19 protein-coding genes, 1 other RNA gene and 1 pseudogene are annotated in these 17,340 nt (G+C 70.9%); 6 read left to right on the top strand and 15 right to left on the bottom strand.

Annotated elements, in window-relative coordinates:
- Positions 1-68: 68 nt before the first annotated feature.
- Positions 69-770 (top strand): ArsR/SmtB family transcription factor, encoded by a 702-nt coding sequence (locus tag DJ021_RS04825; RefSeq protein ID WP_111456464.1) that lies wholly within the window; start codon positions 69-71, stop codon positions 768-770.
- A gap of 19 nt (positions 771-789) precedes the next feature.
- Here DJ021_RS04825 and DJ021_RS04820 read toward each other — a convergent pair whose 3' ends face one another.
- Both DJ021_RS04820 and rsmD read right to left on the bottom strand, forming a co-directional pair.
- Positions 790-2,406: an ATP-binding protein gene (locus tag DJ021_RS04820; protein ID WP_111456463.1), complete on the bottom strand. Its 1,617-nt coding sequence runs from the start codon at positions 2,404-2,406 to the stop codon at positions 790-792.
- Positions 2,407-2,563: 157 nt separating this feature from the next.
- Positions 2,564-3,142, bottom strand: coding sequence for a 16S rRNA (guanine(966)-N(2))-methyltransferase RsmD (gene rsmD, locus DJ021_RS04815; RefSeq protein ID WP_111456462.1), 579 nt, complete (start codon positions 3,140-3,142; stop codon positions 2,564-2,566).
- 194 nt (positions 3,143-3,336) lie between these two features.
- On the opposite strand from rsmD, the gene DJ021_RS04810 reads away from it, so the two are divergent.
- On the top strand, positions 3,337-3,756 hold the full coding sequence (locus DJ021_RS04810) for a VOC family protein (RefSeq protein ID WP_111456461.1): 420 nt from the start codon (positions 3,337-3,339) through the stop codon (positions 3,754-3,756).
- Between the two features lie 685 nt (positions 3,757-4,441).
- On the opposite strand, the pseudogene DJ021_RS19165 reads toward DJ021_RS04810, so the two are convergent.
- A pseudogene (locus tag DJ021_RS19165) lies at positions 4,442-5,231 on the bottom strand (pseudouridine synthase); the annotation flags it as partial.
- A 33-nt stretch (positions 5,232-5,264) separates the two neighbouring features.
- Between DJ021_RS19165 and tadA the strand changes: the two are divergent.
- Positions 5,265-5,735, top strand: a complete 471-nt coding sequence (gene tadA, locus DJ021_RS04800) for a tRNA adenosine(34) deaminase TadA (RefSeq protein ID WP_424444183.1) — start codon at positions 5,265-5,267, stop codon at positions 5,733-5,735.
- On the opposite strand, the gene DJ021_RS04795 is transcribed toward tadA, so the two are convergent.
- The 6 genes from DJ021_RS04795 to DJ021_RS04770 form a co-directional block, all read right to left on the bottom strand.
- Positions 5,732-6,316: a GNAT family N-acetyltransferase gene (locus DJ021_RS04795; RefSeq protein ID WP_111456458.1), complete on the bottom strand. Its 585-nt coding sequence runs from the start codon at positions 6,314-6,316 to the stop codon at positions 5,732-5,734. The two genes, tadA and DJ021_RS04795, sit on opposite strands and share 4 nt — an antisense overlap.
- Before the next feature lie 141 nt (positions 6,317-6,457).
- The gene (locus DJ021_RS04790) at positions 6,458-7,210 is read right to left on the bottom strand and encodes a TSUP family transporter (protein ID WP_111456457.1); all 753 of its coding nucleotides are present in this window, start codon (positions 7,208-7,210) and stop codon (positions 6,458-6,460) included.
- A gap of 156 nt (positions 7,211-7,366) precedes the next feature.
- Positions 7,367-7,888, bottom strand: coding sequence for a GNAT family N-acetyltransferase (locus DJ021_RS04785; protein ID WP_111456456.1), 522 nt, complete (start codon positions 7,886-7,888; stop codon positions 7,367-7,369).
- 63 nt (positions 7,889-7,951) lie between these two features.
- Positions 7,952-9,271 carry an acyl-CoA dehydrogenase family protein gene (locus tag DJ021_RS04780; protein ID WP_111456455.1) on the bottom strand — a complete coding sequence of 440 codons (1,320 nt, stop codon included), beginning with the start codon at positions 9,269-9,271 and terminating at the stop codon, positions 7,952-7,954.
- Positions 9,272-9,667: 396 nt separating this feature from the next.
- Entirely contained in the window at positions 9,668-10,081 is a 414-nt protein-coding gene (locus DJ021_RS04775; RefSeq protein WP_111456454.1) for a hypothetical protein, read from the bottom strand.
- An 82-nt stretch (positions 10,082-10,163) separates the two neighbouring features.
- On the bottom strand, positions 10,164-11,381 hold the full coding sequence (locus DJ021_RS04770) for an SAM-dependent methyltransferase (protein WP_111456453.1): 1,218 nt from the start codon (positions 11,379-11,381) through the stop codon (positions 10,164-10,166).
- A 234-nt stretch (positions 11,382-11,615) separates the two neighbouring features.
- Between DJ021_RS04770 and groES the strand changes: the two genes are divergently transcribed.
- Together groES and groL are read left to right on the top strand one after the other, a co-directional pair.
- Complete coding sequence (groES, locus tag DJ021_RS04765) at positions 11,616-11,927, top strand: co-chaperone GroES (RefSeq protein WP_111456452.1); 312 nt, start codon at positions 11,616-11,618, stop codon at positions 11,925-11,927.
- 47 nt (positions 11,928-11,974) lie between these two features.
- Entirely contained in the window at positions 11,975-13,624 is a 1,650-nt protein-coding gene (gene groL, locus DJ021_RS04760) for a chaperonin GroEL (protein ID WP_111456451.1), read from the top strand.
- 64 nt (positions 13,625-13,688) lie between these two features.
- Here groL and DJ021_RS04755 read toward each other — a convergent pair whose 3' ends face one another.
- A complete protein-coding gene (locus tag DJ021_RS04755) occupies positions 13,689-14,051 on the bottom strand; it encodes a phage holin family protein (RefSeq protein WP_111456450.1) in 363 nt (120 codons plus the stop codon).
- A gap of 93 nt (positions 14,052-14,144) precedes the next feature.
- On the opposite strand from DJ021_RS04755, the gene DJ021_RS04750 reads away from it, so the two are divergent.
- Positions 14,145-14,894 carry an EF-hand domain-containing protein gene (locus DJ021_RS04750; RefSeq protein WP_111456449.1) on the top strand — a complete coding sequence of 250 codons (750 nt, stop codon included), beginning with the start codon at positions 14,145-14,147 and terminating at the stop codon, positions 14,892-14,894.
- Here the strand turns inward: DJ021_RS04750 and DJ021_RS04745 are convergent.
- From DJ021_RS04745 to DJ021_RS04725, 5 genes are all read right to left on the bottom strand, one after another.
- Complete coding sequence (locus DJ021_RS04745) at positions 14,891-15,730, bottom strand: TIGR00282 family metallophosphoesterase (RefSeq protein ID WP_111456448.1); 840 nt, start codon at positions 15,728-15,730, stop codon at positions 14,891-14,893. The two genes, DJ021_RS04750 and DJ021_RS04745, sit on opposite strands and share 4 nt — an antisense overlap.
- 9 nt (positions 15,731-15,739) lie before the next feature.
- Positions 15,740-16,309: a 5-formyltetrahydrofolate cyclo-ligase gene (locus tag DJ021_RS04740; RefSeq protein ID WP_207801771.1), complete on the bottom strand. Its 570-nt coding sequence runs from the start codon at positions 16,307-16,309 to the stop codon at positions 15,740-15,742.
- A gap of 22 nt (positions 16,310-16,331) precedes the next feature.
- Positions 16,332-16,492, bottom strand: a non-coding RNA gene (gene ssrS, locus DJ021_RS04735) — 6S RNA.
- A gap of 86 nt (positions 16,493-16,578) precedes the next feature.
- Positions 16,579-16,911 carry a cell division protein ZapA gene (locus DJ021_RS04730; RefSeq protein ID WP_111456447.1) on the bottom strand — a complete coding sequence of 111 codons (333 nt, stop codon included), beginning with the start codon at positions 16,909-16,911 and terminating at the stop codon, positions 16,579-16,581.
- A 4-nt stretch (positions 16,912-16,915) separates the two neighbouring features.
- Complete coding sequence (locus DJ021_RS04725) at positions 16,916-17,206, bottom strand: DUF4164 family protein (RefSeq protein WP_111456446.1); 291 nt, start codon at positions 17,204-17,206, stop codon at positions 16,916-16,918.
- Positions 17,207-17,340: the final 134 nt, after the last annotated feature.

Here is a 17,340-nt window from a genome sequence, read left to right as displayed (position 1 = left end):
CGACGTTTCAGCCACGCGTGAACCGTCCGGCGCCGCGAGAGGCTAGGGTGCGGTGAGGAGGACCCGCCATGGAGGCCAATGTCGCCACGCCCGCGGCCCTGATCGGCGATCCGGTCCGCGCCGCCATCCTGCTGGCGCTGCTGGACGGGCGCGCCTTGCCGGCGACCGCGCTCGCCTGGCTGGCCGGCGTGTCGTCCCCGGCGGCCAGCAACCACCTGGCCAAGCTATCGGGGGGTGGTCTGGTGGCGGTGACGCAGCAGGGCCGCCACCGCTATTACCGGCTCGCCGGCCCGGAGGTCGCCCATGCGCTGGAGGCGCTGGGCGCCCTGTCGCCCACGCCCCGCGCGCTCGACCCGACCCTGTCGCCCAAGGCGCGACGGCTGCGCGAGGCGCGCACCTGCTACGACCATCTGGCCGGGCGGATCGCCGTGGCGCTCGCCGACGCCTTCGAGCGCGACGGCCTGGTGGAAGCCGAGGGGCCGGACCGCTACGCGCTCACCATCGCGGGCCGCGACCGCCTGCTGGCGCTGGGCGTCGACCTGGACGGGCTGAAAGCCGGCCGGCGGGGTCTGGCGCGGCCCTGCCTCGACTGGACCGAGCGCCGCCGGCACCTGGCAGGGCCGCTCGCCGCGCGGCTGCTGCAGCGCCTGCTGGAGCTGGGCTGGATCGAACGGGCCCGCGAGGACCGCGCCGCTATCGTCACCCCCGCCGGACGGCGTGGGCTGCGCGAAGCCTTCGGACTGGAGCTGGATCCGGCCGCCGCGGCCTAGCGGTCAGGCGCGGTGAAGGTCAGGCGACCTCGGCGTCCTCCGTCGGGGCCGCCCGGTCGATCTGCAGCACGGCGCTCATGGCGGCCAGCAGCCGGTCGGGCTTGATCGGCTTCTCCACCACCCCGTTCATCCCGCAGCGGCGGTAGAAGGCGGCGTCGGACGGGTCGGCGTTGGCGGTCAGGGCCAGGATCGGCACCTGCGACCAGGTGTCCGGGCCCGAGCGGATGAGCCGGGTGGCCTCCACGCCGTCCATCACCGGCATCTTGACGTCCATCAGCACCAGGTCGAACCGGCCGGTGGCGGCGCCTTCGACCGCCTTCGCGCCGTCTTCGACGCACTCGGTGGTGCAGCCGAACATCTCGCACAGCGTCTGCGCGACCACGCGGTTGGTGGCGTTGTCGTCGACGATCAGCACGTGCAGCGGCGCCTGGACGGCCTCGGCCGCGCCCAGTTCGGCCGCCACCTGCTCGGGTTCGGCAAGCCGGTGGAGCGGGATCTCGAACGCGAAGATCGCGCCGCCCTCGGGGTTGGCCCGCGCGCCGATCGCGCCGTCCATCCGCTCGACGATCTGGCGGCACACCGCAAGGCCCAGGCCCGCGCCGCCGAGCCGGACGCCCTCGTCGGTCTGCTGGAAGGGCGCGAAGATGGTCTCCATGCGATCCGCCGGCACGCCGGGGCCGGTGTCGGCGACCTCGCCGGCCAGCCGCACGTAGTCGCCGTCGACGTGCGCGGAAAGCCGCACCTCGACCTTGCCGCGGTCGGTGAACTTCAGGGCGTTGCCCACGAGGTTGTTCAGCACCTGCCGCAGCCGCACGCGATCGGCCAGCACCCAGAGGTCGGGCGGTCCGTCGTAGCTGACCTGCAGGACCAGGCCTTTCAGCTCGGCCTTGGCGGCCCACAGGCCGGCGACGTCGCCGGGCAGCTGGGCGGCCAGCAACGGGGCCTCGTCGAGCTCCAGCCCGGCGGCCTCGGCGCGCGACAGGTCCAGGGCGTCGTTCAACAGGCGCAGCAGCGTGCCGCCGGATTCCAGGATGGTGTCGATGAACGGCTCCAGGTCCGGCTGTTGCGATTTGCGCCGCAGGATCTCCGCCACGGCCAGCACGCCGTTCAGCGGCGTGCGGATCTCGTGGCTCATCACCGCCAGGAACCGTCCCTTGGCGGCCAGCGCCTCGTGCGCCGCCCGGCTGGAGGCGTCCGCCACCTCCGCCAGCCGGGTCATCTCCTGGGCATAGGAGGCCGTGGCGGCGGCCGAGGCCTGCAACAGCGAAAGCGCCGCGCCGACCCCGGCGTAGCGGCCCCCGCAGGTGACGATGAAGCCGTGCAGGAGTTCGGACGGCCGCTCCTGCAGCACCCGGCCGCAGAACTCGGCCACGGTGACGTCGCCGTCGGCCATCACCGGATCGGTGTTCATGACGCTGGACACCGGCCGCCCGGCCCACAGGGCATGGCCGTATTGCGCGGCCATCCGGATCAGGAAGGGATTGCGCTCGATCAGCCCGACCGGACGGTCGTCAGCATCGACCACGGCGATGGCCATGGTGTCCGGCTCGTCCTGGAAGCGCTGGAACACTGTCTGGCCGTGCGTATCCGGCGAAACAGGCGGCGCGTAGGGCGCAATGTCCAGAAGCAGCATCATCGACCGTCCCTGCGGAAAAAGGCCCGCAGGAGATGACGTCGCGCGACTAATAGCACGTTATGCGAGCGGCTCTGGCTCAAGAATGTTTCGCGAAATATTTGCGACAACGGGCCTGCCAGGCCGCCGAACACCTGGGCGATATTGTCCGTGAGCGGACTTAATCCATCAACCTCATGAAGTGGACTCGGGCCGCGCCGTAGTCGCGCGCGTCGAGTTCCTCGAAGCGCTCGACGGCGAAGGCGGCCTCGTCCACGCCGCGCTCGAAGACCACGATGGCGCCGGGCGCCAGCCAGCCGCCGGCGGCCAGCTTGGCCAGCGACGCCTCGCCCAGGCCCTTGGCGTAGGGCGGATCGAGGAAGGCGAGGTCGAAGGCCGGCCCGTCGGCGCCGGGCCGGACGCCGAGGTCGGTGGCGTCGCGGCGATGCACGCGGGTGCGACCGAAGAGTCCCCCGTTCGGGCTGAGGCCGTCGACGTTCTCGCGGATCGCGCCGCGGGCGGCTTCGTCGGTCTCCACGAACAGGCAGAAGGCCGCGCCCCGCGACAGGGCTTCGAAGCCAAGCGCCCCGGAGCCGGCGAACAGGTCGATCACCCGCGCGTCGCGCACCCCGTTGGACCAGGCGGCGTGCTCGAGAATGTTGAAGATCGCCTGCCGGGCGCGGTCGGAGGTCGGCCGCGTGGCCTGCCCCTGCGGCGCGACCAGGGTCTTGCCGCGGAAGTCTCCGGAAACGATACGCAAACCGCCTGTCCTCGCGCCTTGGGGCCGCCTTGACGCCGCAATCGCCTCGCCTAAGCTCGGCGGCGTCGGAAAAGGCGGACCGGTGTGGTTAGCCCGGTCGCTCCCTTGAACGGGAGTTCTGTCTGGCGCAAGCGCGCCAAGTCCCAGGACGGAGGTCCGGCGCATCCCGCGCCGGCCGCAGCGGGGCCTGGATCATGCTTCAATCGATCGCCGTCATCACCCTGGGCGTCGCCGACCTGGCGCGCTCGCGCCGGTTCTATGCCGAGGGGTTCGGCTGGACGCCGGTGTTCGAGACCCCGGAGATCGTCTTCTACCAGATGAACGGGCTGGTGCTCGGGACCTGGCTGGAAAGCGCCCTGGCCGCCGACATGCAGCGGCCTGCGGCCGGCCCAGGCGCCTATGCCCTGGCGCACAACGTGGCGCGGCAGGCGGACGTCGCGCCGGCCATGGACAGCCTGGTCCGCGCCGGAGGCCGACTGCTGCGCGGAGCCGTCGCGCCGCCGCACGGCGGCCTGAGCGGCTATGTGGAGGATCCCGACGCCCACGCCTGGGAGATCGCCTGGAACCCGGCCTGGCGGATCGGACCGGACGGCCGGGTGATCTTCGGGGTCTAGCGCTGCTTCGGGCCGCGAGGCTTGCCGCCGGGCCTGGATCCGCCGGGCTTACCGCCGCCGGGCTTGAACCCGCCCGGCTTGGAGCCGCCTGAACGCGGCGGGCCGGCTCCGCGCGGACCGGCCGGCCGCGCCGAGCCCTTGGGACCGCTGGGCCGGCTGGGGCGGCCGGCCGGCGCGCGGGCGGCGGCCGACTGCGGAGCGCCGGCGCCGGGACCGCGGGCGTTCGGGCCGCGCGGGCTCGGGGGCCGCGGACTGGAGCTTGCCGCCCCGCCGCTACGGGGCCCCGAACTTGGAGCTCCGGCGCGGGCTGCGCCTGCCGGCCCCGAGCGCTTGGCGCCGGAGGTCCGGACGCCGGACGGGCGGGCGCCGGCCGGCTTGGTCGCCACCGGCTTGCCGGGCTTCGGCTTGGCCCAGCCGGGCTTGTAGTCCTTCTTCACCGGAGCTTCGGCGGCGGGCCGGCGCTTGTCGAACCCCCGCGCCGGCTTGCCGCGGCCGCTGACGGCTTCGCTGGAGGGCCGGGTGGACGAGGCGCCCGCGCCGCCGGTCGGGCCGTTGCGGATCTCGCCGCCGCCGCGCCGGCGGTTGGGCGGCGAGTAGCGGGCCGGGCGGTCGTCGCGGCGCAGGTTGCCGCGCTCGATCTCCACCGCCCCGCGGCGCGGGCCCGGCGTCGGCGTGCTGGTCTTCTGGAACTGCGGCCGGTCGCCGGAGGGCATGTTCCCCTCGGCCACGAAGTCGGCCAGCTGCTCGCGGATCACCCGCGGGCCGACCTCCTCGATCTCGCCGACCTCCAGGGTCCCCAGCGCGAACGGACCGTACGCCAGGCGGATCAGCCGGTTCACGGTCAGGCCCAGCGCCTCCAGCACGCGGCGGACTTCGCGGTTCTTGCCTTCGGCGAGCGCGACGGTGATCCACAGGTTGGCGCCCTGCGGGCCTTCCTTGGCCTTGTCGAGGGTGGCCTCGATCGGGCCGTAGCGGACGCCGTCGACGGTGATGCCGTCCTTCAGCTTGTCGAGCCGCTCCTGGGTGACGCGGCCGCGCGCCCGGGCGCGGTAGCGGCGCAGCAGGCCGGTGGCGGGCAGCTCCAGCCCCCGGGCCAGGCCGCCGTCGTTGGTGAGCAGCAGCAGGCCCTCGGAATTGAGGTCGAGCCGGCCGATGGAGATCAGCCGCGGCAGGCCCTCCGGCAGCGCCTCGAACACCGTCGGGCGGCCTTGCGGGTCCTTGTGGGTGGTCATCAGCCCCACCGGCTTATGGTAGCGGAACACCCGCACCGGCTCGGCGTCGTTCACCACGGCGCCGTCGACGGTGAGGATGTCGCCGGCCTCGACCTTCACGGCGGGCGTGGTGAGCACCTTGCCGTTCAGGGCGACGCGGCCGGCCTCGATCAGCCGCTCCACCTCGCGGCGGGAGGCGACGCCGGCGCGGGCCAGGGCCTTGGCGACGCGTTCGCCCTTCTCGTCAGCCGTTTCCGGGGACATGCGGGCTTGACCGGACGGGGCGCCGTCGGTTCGGTGCGGTTTGTGGACCATGATCATCGCACCATGCGCATCGCCCTCGACGCGGCGCAAGCCGCAGCCGACGCCGGCGAGACGCCGGTCGGGGCCGTCGTGGTCGATCCGGCGACCGGCGAGGTGGTCTCCGTGGGCGCCAACCAGCCGATCGGATCGCACGATCCCACGGCCCATGCGGAGATCGTCGCCCTGCGCGAGGCGGCCCGCAAGCGCGGCAACTACCGGCTGACCGGGCTCACCCTGGTGGTCACCCTGGAGCCCTGCGCCATGTGCGCCGGGGCGATCAGCCACGCGCGCATCGGTCGGCTGGTCTACGGGGCGGACGACGCCAAGGGCGGGGCGGTGGCGCATGGACCGCGGTTTTTCGAGCAGCCCACCTGCCACTCGCGCCCGACGGTGACCGGCGGGGTGCTGGCGGCGGAGAGCTCGGCCATGCTGAAGGCCTTCTTCCGCGCCCGCCGCGCGTCCTAGCCGAGCGCCGCCAGCCGCGCGTCGAGCCGGTCGCGCACCGCCGGCCACTCGTCGGCGAGGATCGAGAAGTAGACCGTGTCGCGGATGCGGCCGGTCCAGGTGACACGCTCCTGGCGCAGGATGCCCTCCTGCACCGCCCCCAGCTTCAGCACCGCGGCGCGGGAGCGGGCGTTGAGGGCGTCGACCTTGAACTGCACGCGCCGGGCGCCGCTATCGAAGGCGTGTCCCAGCAACAGCCGCTTGGCCGCCGGGTTGGCCGGGCCGCCGCGCAGGTCGGGCGCATAGTAGGTGCCGCCGATCTCGACGGCCGAGTTGGCGGGGTCGACGTTCAGGTAACTGCTCATGCCGCGCCCGCGGCCGTCGACGACCAGGGCATGGGCGATGGTGCGGCCGGCCTCCACGTCGGCCATGATCCTGGCCCAGGTCGGATCGAAGTGCTCGGCGGCCATGGAGTAGGGATAGAGCTCGATCCAGGTGCGCAGGTCCGCGTCGCAGGCGTCGCGCAGGTCCTCCCGATGCCCGAGCGCGAGCGGCTCCAGCCGCACGAAGCGGTTCTCCAGCACCTTCGGCTCGAGCTGCATTTTCTTCGCCCTTCCTCAAAAATCTTGGCGGTCGGCCTTGCGCCGGCCCGAACACGACATACCTGTGGGGTCGCCCATCCTGGGCGTTTCCTCCCTAATGACTTCAAAGCCGGGCGCTTGCGCCCGGCTCTTTTTTTGATCTCAGGCCGCCAGGAACAGCTGGGCGGCCTGGACCAGATAGGTCGCGCCGATCACGGTCACGATCCAGCGCAGCCAGCGCTTGAAGTTCACGTCGCTCATCCTGTCGAGGATCAGGCCTCCCACCGCCGTGCCGGCCATCGACAGCGGTACGGCCAGGCCGAACACCCATGGCGGCGGCAGGCCCTTGCCGCCGGTGGCCAGCAGCGGCGCGCCGTAGATGACGATCTTCATCAGGTGGCTGAACACCTGGGTCGCGGCCTTGGTGGCGACGATGGCGTGGCGGGTCAGGGCCGTGCGCACGAAGAAGATGTCCAGCAGCGGCCCGGCCACGCCGGCCGTCAGGTTGAGGCCGGTGACCCCGAGGCCGGAGACGAAGGCCTGGCGCGGGTCGGCGGCGTCGAGCTTCAGCCAGCCCTGCGGGATCCACACCAGGCCGGGCACCAGGCCCAGCAGCAGGTAGAGCAGGGGCTTGGAGGGCTGCAGGGCGACCAGGGCCACCACGCCCGCGGCGGCCAGCGAGCCGGCCGCATAGACCGCGACGATCCGCCATTCCACGTGCCGGCGATGCAGGATCGCCCGCCAGCCGTTAGCCACCAGCTGCAGCAGGCCGTGGGTGACGAAGGCCGCGGAGACCGGCAGGACGAGCGCCAGCGCGCCCATCAGCACCAGGCCGCCGGCCATGCCGAACACTCCCGACAGGGTCGCGGTCAGAAAGGCCGTGGCGACGACGAAGGCGCCGATAAGAGCCGTCATGATGGAAGTCCTCCAGGGTTGCGATCCGCCTCGCGAGGGGGGCACAGGCCCCCTCGTCCGCGGATCCGCTGCGCACCGTGCGCAAGGACGAGCCGCCCGCCGGACCGCGGCGGCGGTCTCCGGTCGGACGGGGGAGGGCCGGGCGAGCGGAACGCATCAGCCCAGCGCCTTGTAGAAGATGGTGGTGGCCGCGGGCCGGCCGTCGGGCATCAGGGCGAAATCGGGGATCTCGCCGACCCGCACCCAGCCCATGCGGGCGTAGAGCCGCTCGCCCGCCTCGCCGGTGATGGTGTCGAGCATCAGCACGGTGCGGCCCAGGTCGCGGGCGGCGGCTTCGGCGGCGGCCATCAGCGCCTGGCCGACGCCGCGGTTGCGCCCACGCCGATGCACCAGCAGCTTGGCGATATCGGCGCGGTGCGGCTGGTTCGGCGACCAGGCGGGGACCACCTGGACGGTCCCGAACACGCCCGTGTCGTCCTCGGCGACCAGCAGGGCCCGACCGTCGGTCGCCTCCGCCACCTCGCGCCAGAACGCCTCCGCAGCGTCCCGGGTGAGGTCGGCCATGAAGCTGACGGAAGCGCCGGCGGCCACGCAGTCGAGCAGCACGCCGGCGAGCGCCGGCGCGGCCCTGCGCGCCTCGGCGGGGTCGAGGCGCCTTATGCGGAAGCTTGAGCTCATTCGACCGGGGCGGCTTACACCCGCAGCCCCGGTCGCGCCATGGCCAAGCTGCGCCTGGTCCGGCTAGCTCCGGAACACGGCGGCCATGGAGGGGTCGCTAGGCGCCTCGCGGTATTGCCGCAGCTCGTTGCGGCCCACCACCATGTGGTGGACCTCGTCCGGCCCGTCGGCGATCCGCAGGGTGCGGGTGGAGGTGTACATCCGGGCCAGCGGGGTCTTCTGGCTGACGCCCAGCGCGCCGTGCATCTGGATCGCCTGGTCGATGATCTGACAGACCCGCTCGGGCACCATGGCCTTGACCATGTGGATCCAGACCCGGGCTTCCTGGTTGCCGAGGACGTCCATGGCCTTGGCGGCCTTCAGCACCATCAGGCGCATGGCCTCGATCTCGATGCGGGCGCGGCTGACGATCTCGATATTGCCGCCCAGCTGGATGATCGGCTTGCCGAACGCCTCGCGGGTCAGGCCGCGGGTCACCATCAGGTCGAGCGCCTTCTCGGCCGAGCCGATCGCGCGCATGCAGTGGTGGATCCGGCCGGGGCCGAGGCGCAGTTGCGAGATCTCGAAGCCACGGCCTTCGCCCAGCAGCATGTTCTCCTTCGGCACGCGGACGTTGTCGAAGATGATGTGCATGTGGCCGTGCGGAGCGTCCGGGTCGCCGAACACGCACATGGGCCCTACGATCTTCACCCCGGGGGCGTCGGTGGGCACCAGGATCTGCGACTGGCGCAGGGACGGCGGGCCGTCCGGGCTGGTCTGGACCATGGTGATCATGATCTTGCAGCGCGGGTCGCCGGCGCCGGAAATGTAGTGCTTCTCGCCGTTGATGACGTACTCGTCGCCCACCAGGGTGGCGCGGGTGTTGACGTTCTTGGCGTCGGAGGAGGCGGCGTTCACCTCGGTCATGGCGAAGGCCGAGCGGATCTTGCCTTCCAGCAGGGGCTTCAGCCAGCGCTCCTTCTGCTCGGGCGTGCCGACGCGCTCGAGGACTTCCATGTTGCCGGTGTCGGGCGCGGCGCAGTTCATGGTCTCGGACGCCAGCCGGTTCTTGCCCAGCTCGACGGCGATGTAGGCGTAGTCGAGGTTGGACAGGCCTTCGCCGGTTTCGGCGTTCGGCAGGAAGAAGTTCCACAGCCCCTCGGCCTTGGCCTTGTCCTTGGCCGCTTCCAAGACCTCCAGCTGGCCGGGCGCATAGCTCCAGATGTCCGTCCAGCCTTCGCCCAGGCGATGGAACTCCTCGGACATCGGCTCGACGGTTTCCCGGATGAAGCGCTTCACGTGCTCCAGCAGCGGCAGCGCCTTGGCGGACATCCGCAGGTCGTTGAGCTGGTCGCTCGGGTCCAGTTTGAAGCCGGAGTCCGGCCGGTCCGCGGTCATCGTCATCGGGTCACTCCCAGGTCATCTCCGGCGGGCCGAGGCCACGAAGCCGCCTGGACCCCGCGCGTGGCGCCGCCTCCGAAAAAGCAGGCCGCCAGCTTTGGCGCATATTCAGCGGAAATCAAACAAGCGTTTCATCGTCCGGCCCGCAGCTCCCTGGCCGGCGGCCCGGCAGGCCGGGCGGAGCCGTCTCGATCTGCCAGCGGGATCGGGCGACAGCGCGGTCGTCCGCGCCACGGCGGTCAGCTCAGGAGAACAGCCGGTGCGTCGCGCTCATGGCGATCATCGCGCTCGCCAGTGCGAGCGCCGCCAGCGCCGGAATCAGTTTCAGCCACCGCCCCATGGGCCGGATATGGGCGCCCGGGACGGCGACTTCCAGTTAAGCTTTGGAAAGGTGCGGGCCTACTTCACCGGCACGTGGTCGACGTGCGGGCAGACGGCCGCGGCGAGCGCCACGTTCTCCGCGCCGACCACCTTCTTCGGCGCCCCGGCGCGCCAGCCGTCGGGGATCTCCAGCGGCTTGGACGGCGTGTAGGAGCCCACGGAGATCATGGTCTTGGCCCCGCAGTCGATGGCCACCACGCTGCCGACGCCGTCCGCCTTGCCCGGGCCCGAGGGGCCGAGCTTGGCTTCCGGCTTGGAGATCGCCTGCATGACCACCAGGCGGCCGGACTGCTTGTCCTTGTAGGTGTAGTCGGAGTCGTAGGACCACTGGGTGCCGTTGCCGACGTCGGCGAACTTGGTCCAGGTCTCGGCCGCGGCGGAGCCGGCGACGGCGAGGGTGGTCAGGGCGGCTAGCACGAGGGCGCGTCGCATCGGGCGTTTTCTCCAGGGATCTTGTGGTCGTCCTTCGCGAGAACCCTAGCGGCGGCGCTAACGCCCCTCCAGCGTAAACAGCTCAGGCGACCCGGCGGGCCGGCTCGGCCATCCGCCGCTCCGTCTCGCCGATGTAGTCGCGGGTCAGCGGCACGGCGTCGATGCGCTTGGCGAGTTGCAGCTGGAAGACCATGTGGCCGCGGTAGCGGAAGGCGATCTCGCTGACGCAGAGATAGAACTCCCACATCCGGCAGAACCGCTCGTCGTAGAGCCTGGCGATCTCGGCCCGCTGGGCCTCGAACCGCTCGCGCCAGCAGCGCAGGGTCTCGGCGTAGTGCAGGCGCAGGAACTCGATGTCGGTGACCACCAGGCCCGCCCGCTCGACCGCCGACAGCACCTCGGAAAGCGCCGGGATGTAGCCGCCCGGGAAGATGTACTTGGCGATCCACGGCTGGGTGAAGCCCGGCCCGTCGTAGCGGCCGATGGAGTGGACCACCGCCACGCCGTCGTCCTTCAGGAGCCGCGACACCTGGTCGAAATAGGTCTGGAAGTTGGGCCGCCCGACATGCTCGAACATGCCCACCGAGACGATGCGGTCGTAGGGGCCGGCGACGTCGCGGTAGTCGGTGAGCGAGAACCGCGCGCGGCCCGACAGCCCCGCCGCCTCGGCGCGGGCCTGGGCGGTGGCGAGCTGTTCGGTCGACAGGGTGATCCCGTCCACCTGCGCCTCGCTCTCCTGGGCCAGGGTCAGCCCGAGGCCGCCCCAGCCGCAGCCGATGTCCAGCACCTTCTGGCCGGCGCCCAGCATCAGCTTGGCGGCCAGGTGGCGCTTCTTGGCGACCTGGGCTTCCTCAAGGCTGGCGTCGGGACGGGGGAAATAGGCGCAGGAATACTGCAGGTCGGGGTCGAGGAAGCGGCGGTAGAAGTCCACCGACAGGTCGTAGTGGTGGGCGACGTTGCGGCGCGAGGCCGCCCGCGCATTGGCCTGCAGCCGCCGGTCCAGCCACCAGCGCGACAGCGGGCCGGCGCGCTTCAGCGGCCGATACTTGGCGTTGCGGCCGATCAGGTCGACGAAGTCGTAGACGCCGCCGCGCCTCAGGACCAGGCCGCCGTCCATGTAGGCCTCGCCGACGGCCATGGAGGGATTGGCGGCGATCCTGCCGGCCCATCGCGCCGAGGTGATTTCGATCTCGACCGGCGGCCCGGAGCCGTCGCCGGCGGTCAGCCTGTCGCCGCCCGGAAGCCGGACCGTGAGGTCACCCTCGCGGATCACCTTGCGCAGCATGGTTTGCAGAGCCATCTCGCACCCCATCGCATCCCAACCCAGGATAGAACGACGGAGGTACGGCCAAGGTTCCGAACGTTTTTTGGGGCGTTTGGGTTCCCTGGGATCGTGCGCCGCCGCCTTGACTCCCGGCCGCAGCTTTCTTACGTCCCCGACGACGTTAGCACTCAAGGGCTGCGACTGCTAACATGTGGCCCTTCGGCGCACCGTCACCACCATTCCAGCCGTTTTGAACGGAGAAAGAGCATCATGGCGTTTCGTCCTCTGGGAGATCGCGTCCTCGTCAAGCGTGTCGAGGAAGAAGAAAAGACCCGGGGCGGGATCATCATCCCCGACACCGCGAAGGAAAAGCCGCAGGAAGGCGAAGTGATCGCCACCGGCCCCGGCGCGCGCGACGAGAGCGGCAAGGTCCAGCCGCTGGACGTGAAGGCGGGCGACCGCATTCTGTTCGGCAAGTGGTCCGGCACCGAGGTCAAGCTCGACGGTCAGGACCTGCTGATCATGAAGGAAAGCGACATCCTGGGCGTGCTCGATGCCGATCGCGCCGCCAAGGCCGCCTAAGCGACTGACGACTTTCCGAAACCCTTTCTAGAAAAAGAGAACCCAACATGGCTGCGAAAGACGTCTATTTCGCTTCCGACGCTCGCGACCGCATGCTGCGCGGCGTCAACACCCTGGCCAACGCGGTCAAGGTGACCCTCGGCCCCAAGGGCCGCAACGTGGTCATCGAGAAGTCCTTCGGCGCCCCGCGCTCGACCAAGGACGGCGTGTCGGTGGCCAAGGAAATCGAACTGGCTGACAAGTTCGAGAACCTCGGCGCCCAGCTGATCCGCGAAGTCGCCTCCAAGACCAACGACAAGGCCGGCGACGGCACCACGACCGCCACGGTGCTGGCCCAGGCCATCGTCGTCGAAGGTCTGAAGTCAGTGGCTGCCGGCATGAACCCGATGGACCTGAAGCGCGGCGTCGACAAGGCGGTCGCCAAGGTCGTCGAGGAGATCAAGAACTCCGCCAAGAAGGTCACCACCAACGCCGAGATCGCCCAGGTCGGCACCATCTCCGCCAACGGCGACATCGAAGTCGGCGAGATGATCGCCAAGGCGATGGCCAAGGTCGGCAACGAAGGCGTGATCACCGTCGAGGAAGCCAAGACCGCCGAGACCGAGCTCGACGTCGTCGAAGGCATGCAGTTCGACCGCGGCTACCTGTCGCCCTACTTCATCACCAACGCCGAGAAGATGGAGGCCGACCTCGAAGAGCCGCTGATCCTGCTCTTCGAAAAGAAGCTCTCCTCGCTGCAGCCGCTGCTTCCGGTCCTGGAAGCCGTCGTGCAGTCCGGCCGTCCGCTGCTGATCATCGCGGAAGACGTGGAAGGCGAAGCGCTCGCGACCCTGGTCGTGAACAAGCTGCGCGGCGGCCTGCGGGTCGCGGCGGTCAAGGCACCGGGCTTCGGCGATCGCCGCAAGGCGATGCTGGAAGACATCGCCATCCTGACCGGCGGCCAGCTGATCTCGGAAGACCTCGGCATCAAGCTCGAGAACGTCGCCCTGGACATGCTGGGCAAGGCCAAGAAGGTCACCATCACCAAGGACGACACCACGATCGTGGACGGCTCGGGTGACAAGACCGCCATCGAGGCCCGCATCTCGCAGATCAAGAAGCAGATCGAGGACACCACCTCGGACTACGACAAGGAAAAGCTGCAAGAGCGTCTGGCCAAGCTGGCCGGCGGCGTTGCGGTGGTCCGCGTCGGCGGCTCGACCGAAGTCGAAGTGAAGGAAAAGAAGGACCGCGTCGACGACGCCCTGAACGCGACCCGCGCGGCCGTGGAAGAAGGCATCGTCCCCGGCGGCGGCGTCGCCCTGTTGAAGGCCTCCAAGGTCCTGGACGGCTTCAAGGGTGACAACGATGACCAGGAAGCCGGCGTCGCCATCGTGCGTCGCGCGCTTCAGGCCCCGATCCGTCAGATCGCCGAGAACGCCGGCGTGGAAGGCTCGATCGTGGTCGGCAAGGTGCTCGAGAACGCCTCGCCCACCTTCGGCTTCAACGCCCAGACGGAAGAGTACGTCGACCTGGTGCAGGCCGGCGTGATCGACCCCGCCAAGGTGGTCCGTACGGCTCTGCAGGACGCGGCTTCGGTCGCCGGCCTGCTGATCACCACGGAAGCGGCGATCGTCGAAGCCCCCAAGAAGGGCGGCGGCGGCGGTGGCGGCATGCCCGGCGGCGGCATGGGCGGCATGGGCGACATGGACTTCTAGTCCACGTCCACCGACCAGAAGATCGAGGGCGGGGCCGCAAGGCCCCGCCCTTTTTCTATGGGGCTCAGCGGCGGCGGCCGCGGTCGTCGCGCAGGACCAGGTGGCCGATCCAGCTGACGACGCCGGTGACGATGGCGGCCAGGATTCCAGGGACCAGGCCGTGGACCTGGAAGCCGCCCAGCAGCATGGCGACGAGGCCGATCATCGCGGCGTTCACCACCAGCAGGAACAGGCCCAGGGTGACGATGGTGAGCGGCAGGGTGAGCACGAACACCACCGGCCGCACGAAGGCGTTGACGATCCCCAGCAGCAGGGCGGCGGCGATCAGCGATCCGACGTTGCTGAAGTGCACGCCGGCGACCAGCCTGGACGACAGCCACAGCCCCACGGCGGCGAAGATCGCGCGGACGACCAGTTTGGCGAGCATCGGGCTCCTCCGTTCAAGCCCGGCAGTACAGGCGTTTCGTCCGCGACACGCAACCGGCGCATTTCGGCCCCAGCGCACGGTCAAGCTCCCCGCATGACCTATGCCCCACGGCCCCTGTTCCGCATGCTCCTGGTGAGCGGCGCCGCGACCGTCCTGGCCTGGGGTGCCGCGGCCCAGCCTCCGGGCGAGGGGCAGCCGCCGCACGCCCAGCTGTTCATCAGCCCCTCGGGCGAGCCGTTCCGGGGCCACGACGGCTTCAACGCCTGGCTCTACAACGCCGACACTGATCATGACGGCGCGGTGAGCGCGGCCGAGTTCCGCGCCGACGCGCTGCGGTTCTTCAAGGAGCTCGACGCCAACGGCGACGGCAAGATCGACGGCTTCGAGGCCCAGGCCTACGAGCACGACGTCGTTCCGGAGATCACCCGCTTCAGCTTCGATGACGCCCCTTCGGCCGCCGGCGCCCGGCAGCCTTCGAGCAGCGGGGACAAAGGCGGCGGCGGCGGGGGGCGCGGTCGCGGTGGCGGTCGCGGCGGCATGGGCGGCGGCGGCATGGGCGGTCGCGGCGGCGGCGGGGCTGGCGGCGCAGGAGGTGGGGGCCAGGACGCGTCGCCTGCGCCGATCGGCGCGGGCCACGAGGGCGCGGCGCGCTATTCGCTGATCAATGAGCCGGAGCCCGTCAGCGCAGCGGACGCCGACGTGGACGGGAAGGTGACGCTGGACGAGTGGATGCGCGCCACCGATCGCCGCTTCAGCCTGCTGGATCACGACAAGACCGGGCGGCTGACGCGCGAAAGCCTCAGGCCGCCGCGGAAGGCGAAAGCCGAGCCGGCGAGCTCCTAGCCGGCGGCGAGGACTTCCACCGCGGGCACGTGCTGGGACAGCCTGCCGCCGACGCGGATCGGCTCGATCCGGCGCGCCAGGCCGGTGGCGTTGTCGGTCTCCACGAACACCCCGCAGATGGTGGCCGGACCCTCGGCGGGCTTGTAGCGGCCGCCGGAGATGCGGGTGGTGAAGCGCCTGAGCGGCTCTTCCTTCTGGTTGCCGATGACGCTGTCGTAGTCGGCGCAGGCGCCGGCGTCGGTCTGGTAGCCGGCGCCGCCCGGCAGGATCTGGCAATCGGCGGTCGGCACATGGGTGTGGGTGCCCACCACCAGGCTCGCGCGCCCGTCGCAGAAGTGGCCCATGGCCATCTTCTCGGAGGTGGCCTCGGCGTGGATGTCGACCACCACCGCGTCGGCGACGGCGCCCAGCGGCGCGGCCTCCAGCTCCCGGTCGACGGCGGCGAACGGGTCGTCCAGGGCGTCCATGTTCACGCGGCCCAGCACGTTGATCACCAGGATCCGCTTGCCGGAGTCGGTCTCGAACAGCTGCGCGCCGCGGCCGGGCGCATCGGAGAAGGCCGAATAGTTGGCGGGGCGGATCAGCCGCGGCTCGCGGACGATGTAGGTCAGCGCCTCCTTCTGGTCCCAGGAGTGATTGCCGAGCGTCAGGCAGTCGGCGCCGGCGTCGAACAGCTCGCGGGCCGTGGCCTCGGTGATGCCGAACCCGGCGGCCGCGTTCTCCGCGTTGACGATCACGAACTCCAGGCCCAGGCGCCGGCGCAGGCCCGGCAGGTGCTCGGCCAGGCCCTCGCGGCCCGAGCGGCCGACCACATCCCCAAAGAAAGCAAAGCGCATCCGGTGTCCTTATCCGACCTCGATATAGCCCGTCTCGGTCAGGATGGCGTCGAGCCGCTGGTCGTGCGGCTCGACAGGCAGGCGGTCGACCTCCTGGCCGGAATAGGCGAGGCCGATCACGAAAACGGGCCGGGCCGCCCGAAGGTTCGCCAGCGTGCGGTCATAGTGGCCGGCGCCCTGGCCCAGGCGATGGCCGAGGCGGTCGAAGCCGAGCACCGGGGCGATCACCAGGTCGGGGACCACGGCGTCGGCCCAGGCCGGCGGCGAGGGGATGCCGAAGGAGTCCGGCTCCAGCCCGTCGCGCGGATCCCAGAGCCGGAACTCCAGCGCCTCGTCACGGCTCACCGCCACCGGCAGCGACGGCGTCGCGCCGTTCTCCGCCAGCCGCAGCATCAGCGGCCGCGGATCGAGCTCCGTGCCCAGGGGAAAGTAGCCGCTGAACGCCGCGAAGGGCGGCAGGCGCTCCAGCGGCAGCAGGGCCGCGGCGCGGGCGGCGGCGCCCGGAACCTCGGCCCCCAGCCGACGGCGCCGGTCGCGCAGGCGCGCTCGAAGGGCGGTCTTGTCCGTAACCAAGTTCACGCCTGGCTTATAGGAAATGGGTGGCGGCGCCGCGAGAGCCGTGAAGGACTGTTTCATTCCCTCGACCTGGCTAACCAGGTGGGCGCCGTGTGCCCAGGACCACGATCCCAGGCAGGGACAGCTCCCTTAGAGTGAATTAAGGTCGCTGGAATATGTCGCCTTCGACGAGGGCCGCAGCAGACCCGCCGACGCCTAAGGTAGTGCGCCCGGCCCTGCTTCTCAAGCGATCCCGGCGATCAGACGGGGCGCGATGCGACGGGGCGCCGTCGTCAGGCGTCTTCGGCCGCGAGCTTCTCGATCCGCTTGGCGGCGGATTCCAGGGCCGAGACGGCCCGGGTCTCGAGCCGGGCGCGCTCGGATTGCAGGCGGGCGAGCTCGGCCTGCACGTTGGTCAGCCGGCCGCGCGCATCCGCCAGCTCGTCGGCCAGCAGAAGGGCGCCCATCAGGAACAGCCGGGTGTCGCCCAATTGGCCCATGTCCTGGCTGACCTGCCGCACCTGCCGGTCGAACAGCCGCGCCAGCTCCAGCAGGTGCTGCTCCTGGCCGTCCTCGCAGCCGACGGTGTAGGGCCGGCCGTTCACGTCGATGGTGATCTGCGACATGGCTCTAGTGCTCCGCGGCCGGCGGCGCATCGTTGAGCGCCGCGCGGATTTCCAGGATGGCGCGGCCTAGCGCCGCAGAGGCCTCGGCCCCGGCCGCCTCCAGCTCGCGCTCCCGGGCGCGGGCCTGGTCCAGCTCGGCGGCCAGCTTGGCCCGGTCCTGGTCGAACAGGCCGCCCGCCTCGGCGCCCGCGGTCTTCAGCCGCTCCGCCAGTCGATGTTCCAGCATTGCGACGGCCCGCTCCAGCCGCTTGGCGGCCAGATCGAGCGCGCTCTCGCCCGCGGTGTCCCGGATCATGCGCACTCCATCGCCAGAAAGGTGTGGCGGTTAATCTATAGACCTGCGTCGGGTTCCTCCAGAAGGGTCCGCGTTCCTTGACCCTCGCCCGCCCGCGTGCGACCCCGCGCGCCACCGCCGCTGTTAACGACTCG

It is taken from the genome of Phenylobacterium hankyongense, from assembly GCF_003254505.1.
Classification (GTDB): domain Bacteria; phylum Pseudomonadota; class Alphaproteobacteria; order Caulobacterales; family Caulobacteraceae; genus Phenylobacterium; species Phenylobacterium hankyongense.
The sequence above is the reverse complement of the archived record's forward strand: the minus strand, read 5'-3'. Positions and strand labels throughout refer to the sequence as shown.

Excerpts from the sequence above, each read along its gene's own strand:
- DJ021_RS04825 (WP_111456464.1), top strand. The coding sequence starts at position 69 with ATGGAGGCCAATGTCGCCACGCCCGCGGCCCTGATCGGCGATCCGGTC.
- DJ021_RS04820 (WP_111456463.1), bottom strand. The coding sequence starts at position 2,406 with ATGATGCTGCTTCTGGACATTGCGCCCTACGCGCCGCCTGTTTCGCCG.
- DJ021_RS04810 (WP_111456461.1), top strand. The coding sequence starts at position 3,337 with ATGCTTCAATCGATCGCCGTCATCACCCTGGGCGTCGCCGACCTGGCG.
- DJ021_RS04795 (WP_111456458.1), bottom strand. The coding sequence starts at position 6,316 with ATGCAGCTCGAGCCGAAGGTGCTGGAGAACCGCTTCGTGCGGCTGGAG.
- DJ021_RS04790 (WP_111456457.1), bottom strand. The coding sequence starts at position 7,210 with ATGACGGCTCTTATCGGCGCCTTCGTCGTCGCCACGGCCTTTCTGACC.
- DJ021_RS04785 (WP_111456456.1), bottom strand. The coding sequence starts at position 7,888 with ATGAGCTCAAGCTTCCGCATAAGGCGCCTCGACCCCGCCGAGGCGCGC.
- DJ021_RS04780 (WP_111456455.1), bottom strand. The coding sequence starts at position 9,271 with ATGACGATGACCGCGGACCGGCCGGACTCCGGCTTCAAACTGGACCCG.
- DJ021_RS04775 (WP_111456454.1), bottom strand. The coding sequence starts at position 10,081 with ATGCGACGCGCCCTCGTGCTAGCCGCCCTGACCACCCTCGCCGTCGCC.
- DJ021_RS04770 (WP_111456453.1), bottom strand. The coding sequence starts at position 11,381 with ATGGCTCTGCAAACCATGCTGCGCAAGGTGATCCGCGAGGGTGACCTC.
- groES (WP_111456452.1), top strand. The coding sequence starts at position 11,616 with ATGGCGTTTCGTCCTCTGGGAGATCGCGTCCTCGTCAAGCGTGTCGAG.
- groL (WP_111456451.1), top strand. The coding sequence starts at position 11,975 with ATGGCTGCGAAAGACGTCTATTTCGCTTCCGACGCTCGCGACCGCATG.
- DJ021_RS04755 (WP_111456450.1), bottom strand. The coding sequence starts at position 14,051 with ATGCTCGCCAAACTGGTCGTCCGCGCGATCTTCGCCGCCGTGGGGCTG.
- DJ021_RS04750 (WP_111456449.1), top strand. The coding sequence starts at position 14,145 with ATGACCTATGCCCCACGGCCCCTGTTCCGCATGCTCCTGGTGAGCGGC.
- DJ021_RS04745 (WP_111456448.1), bottom strand. The coding sequence starts at position 15,730 with ATGCGCTTTGCTTTCTTTGGGGATGTGGTCGGCCGCTCGGGCCGCGAG.
- DJ021_RS04730 (WP_111456447.1), bottom strand. The coding sequence starts at position 16,911 with ATGTCGCAGATCACCATCGACGTGAACGGCCGGCCCTACACCGTCGGC.
- DJ021_RS04725 (WP_111456446.1), bottom strand. The coding sequence starts at position 17,206 with ATGATCCGGGACACCGCGGGCGAGAGCGCGCTCGATCTGGCCGCCAAG.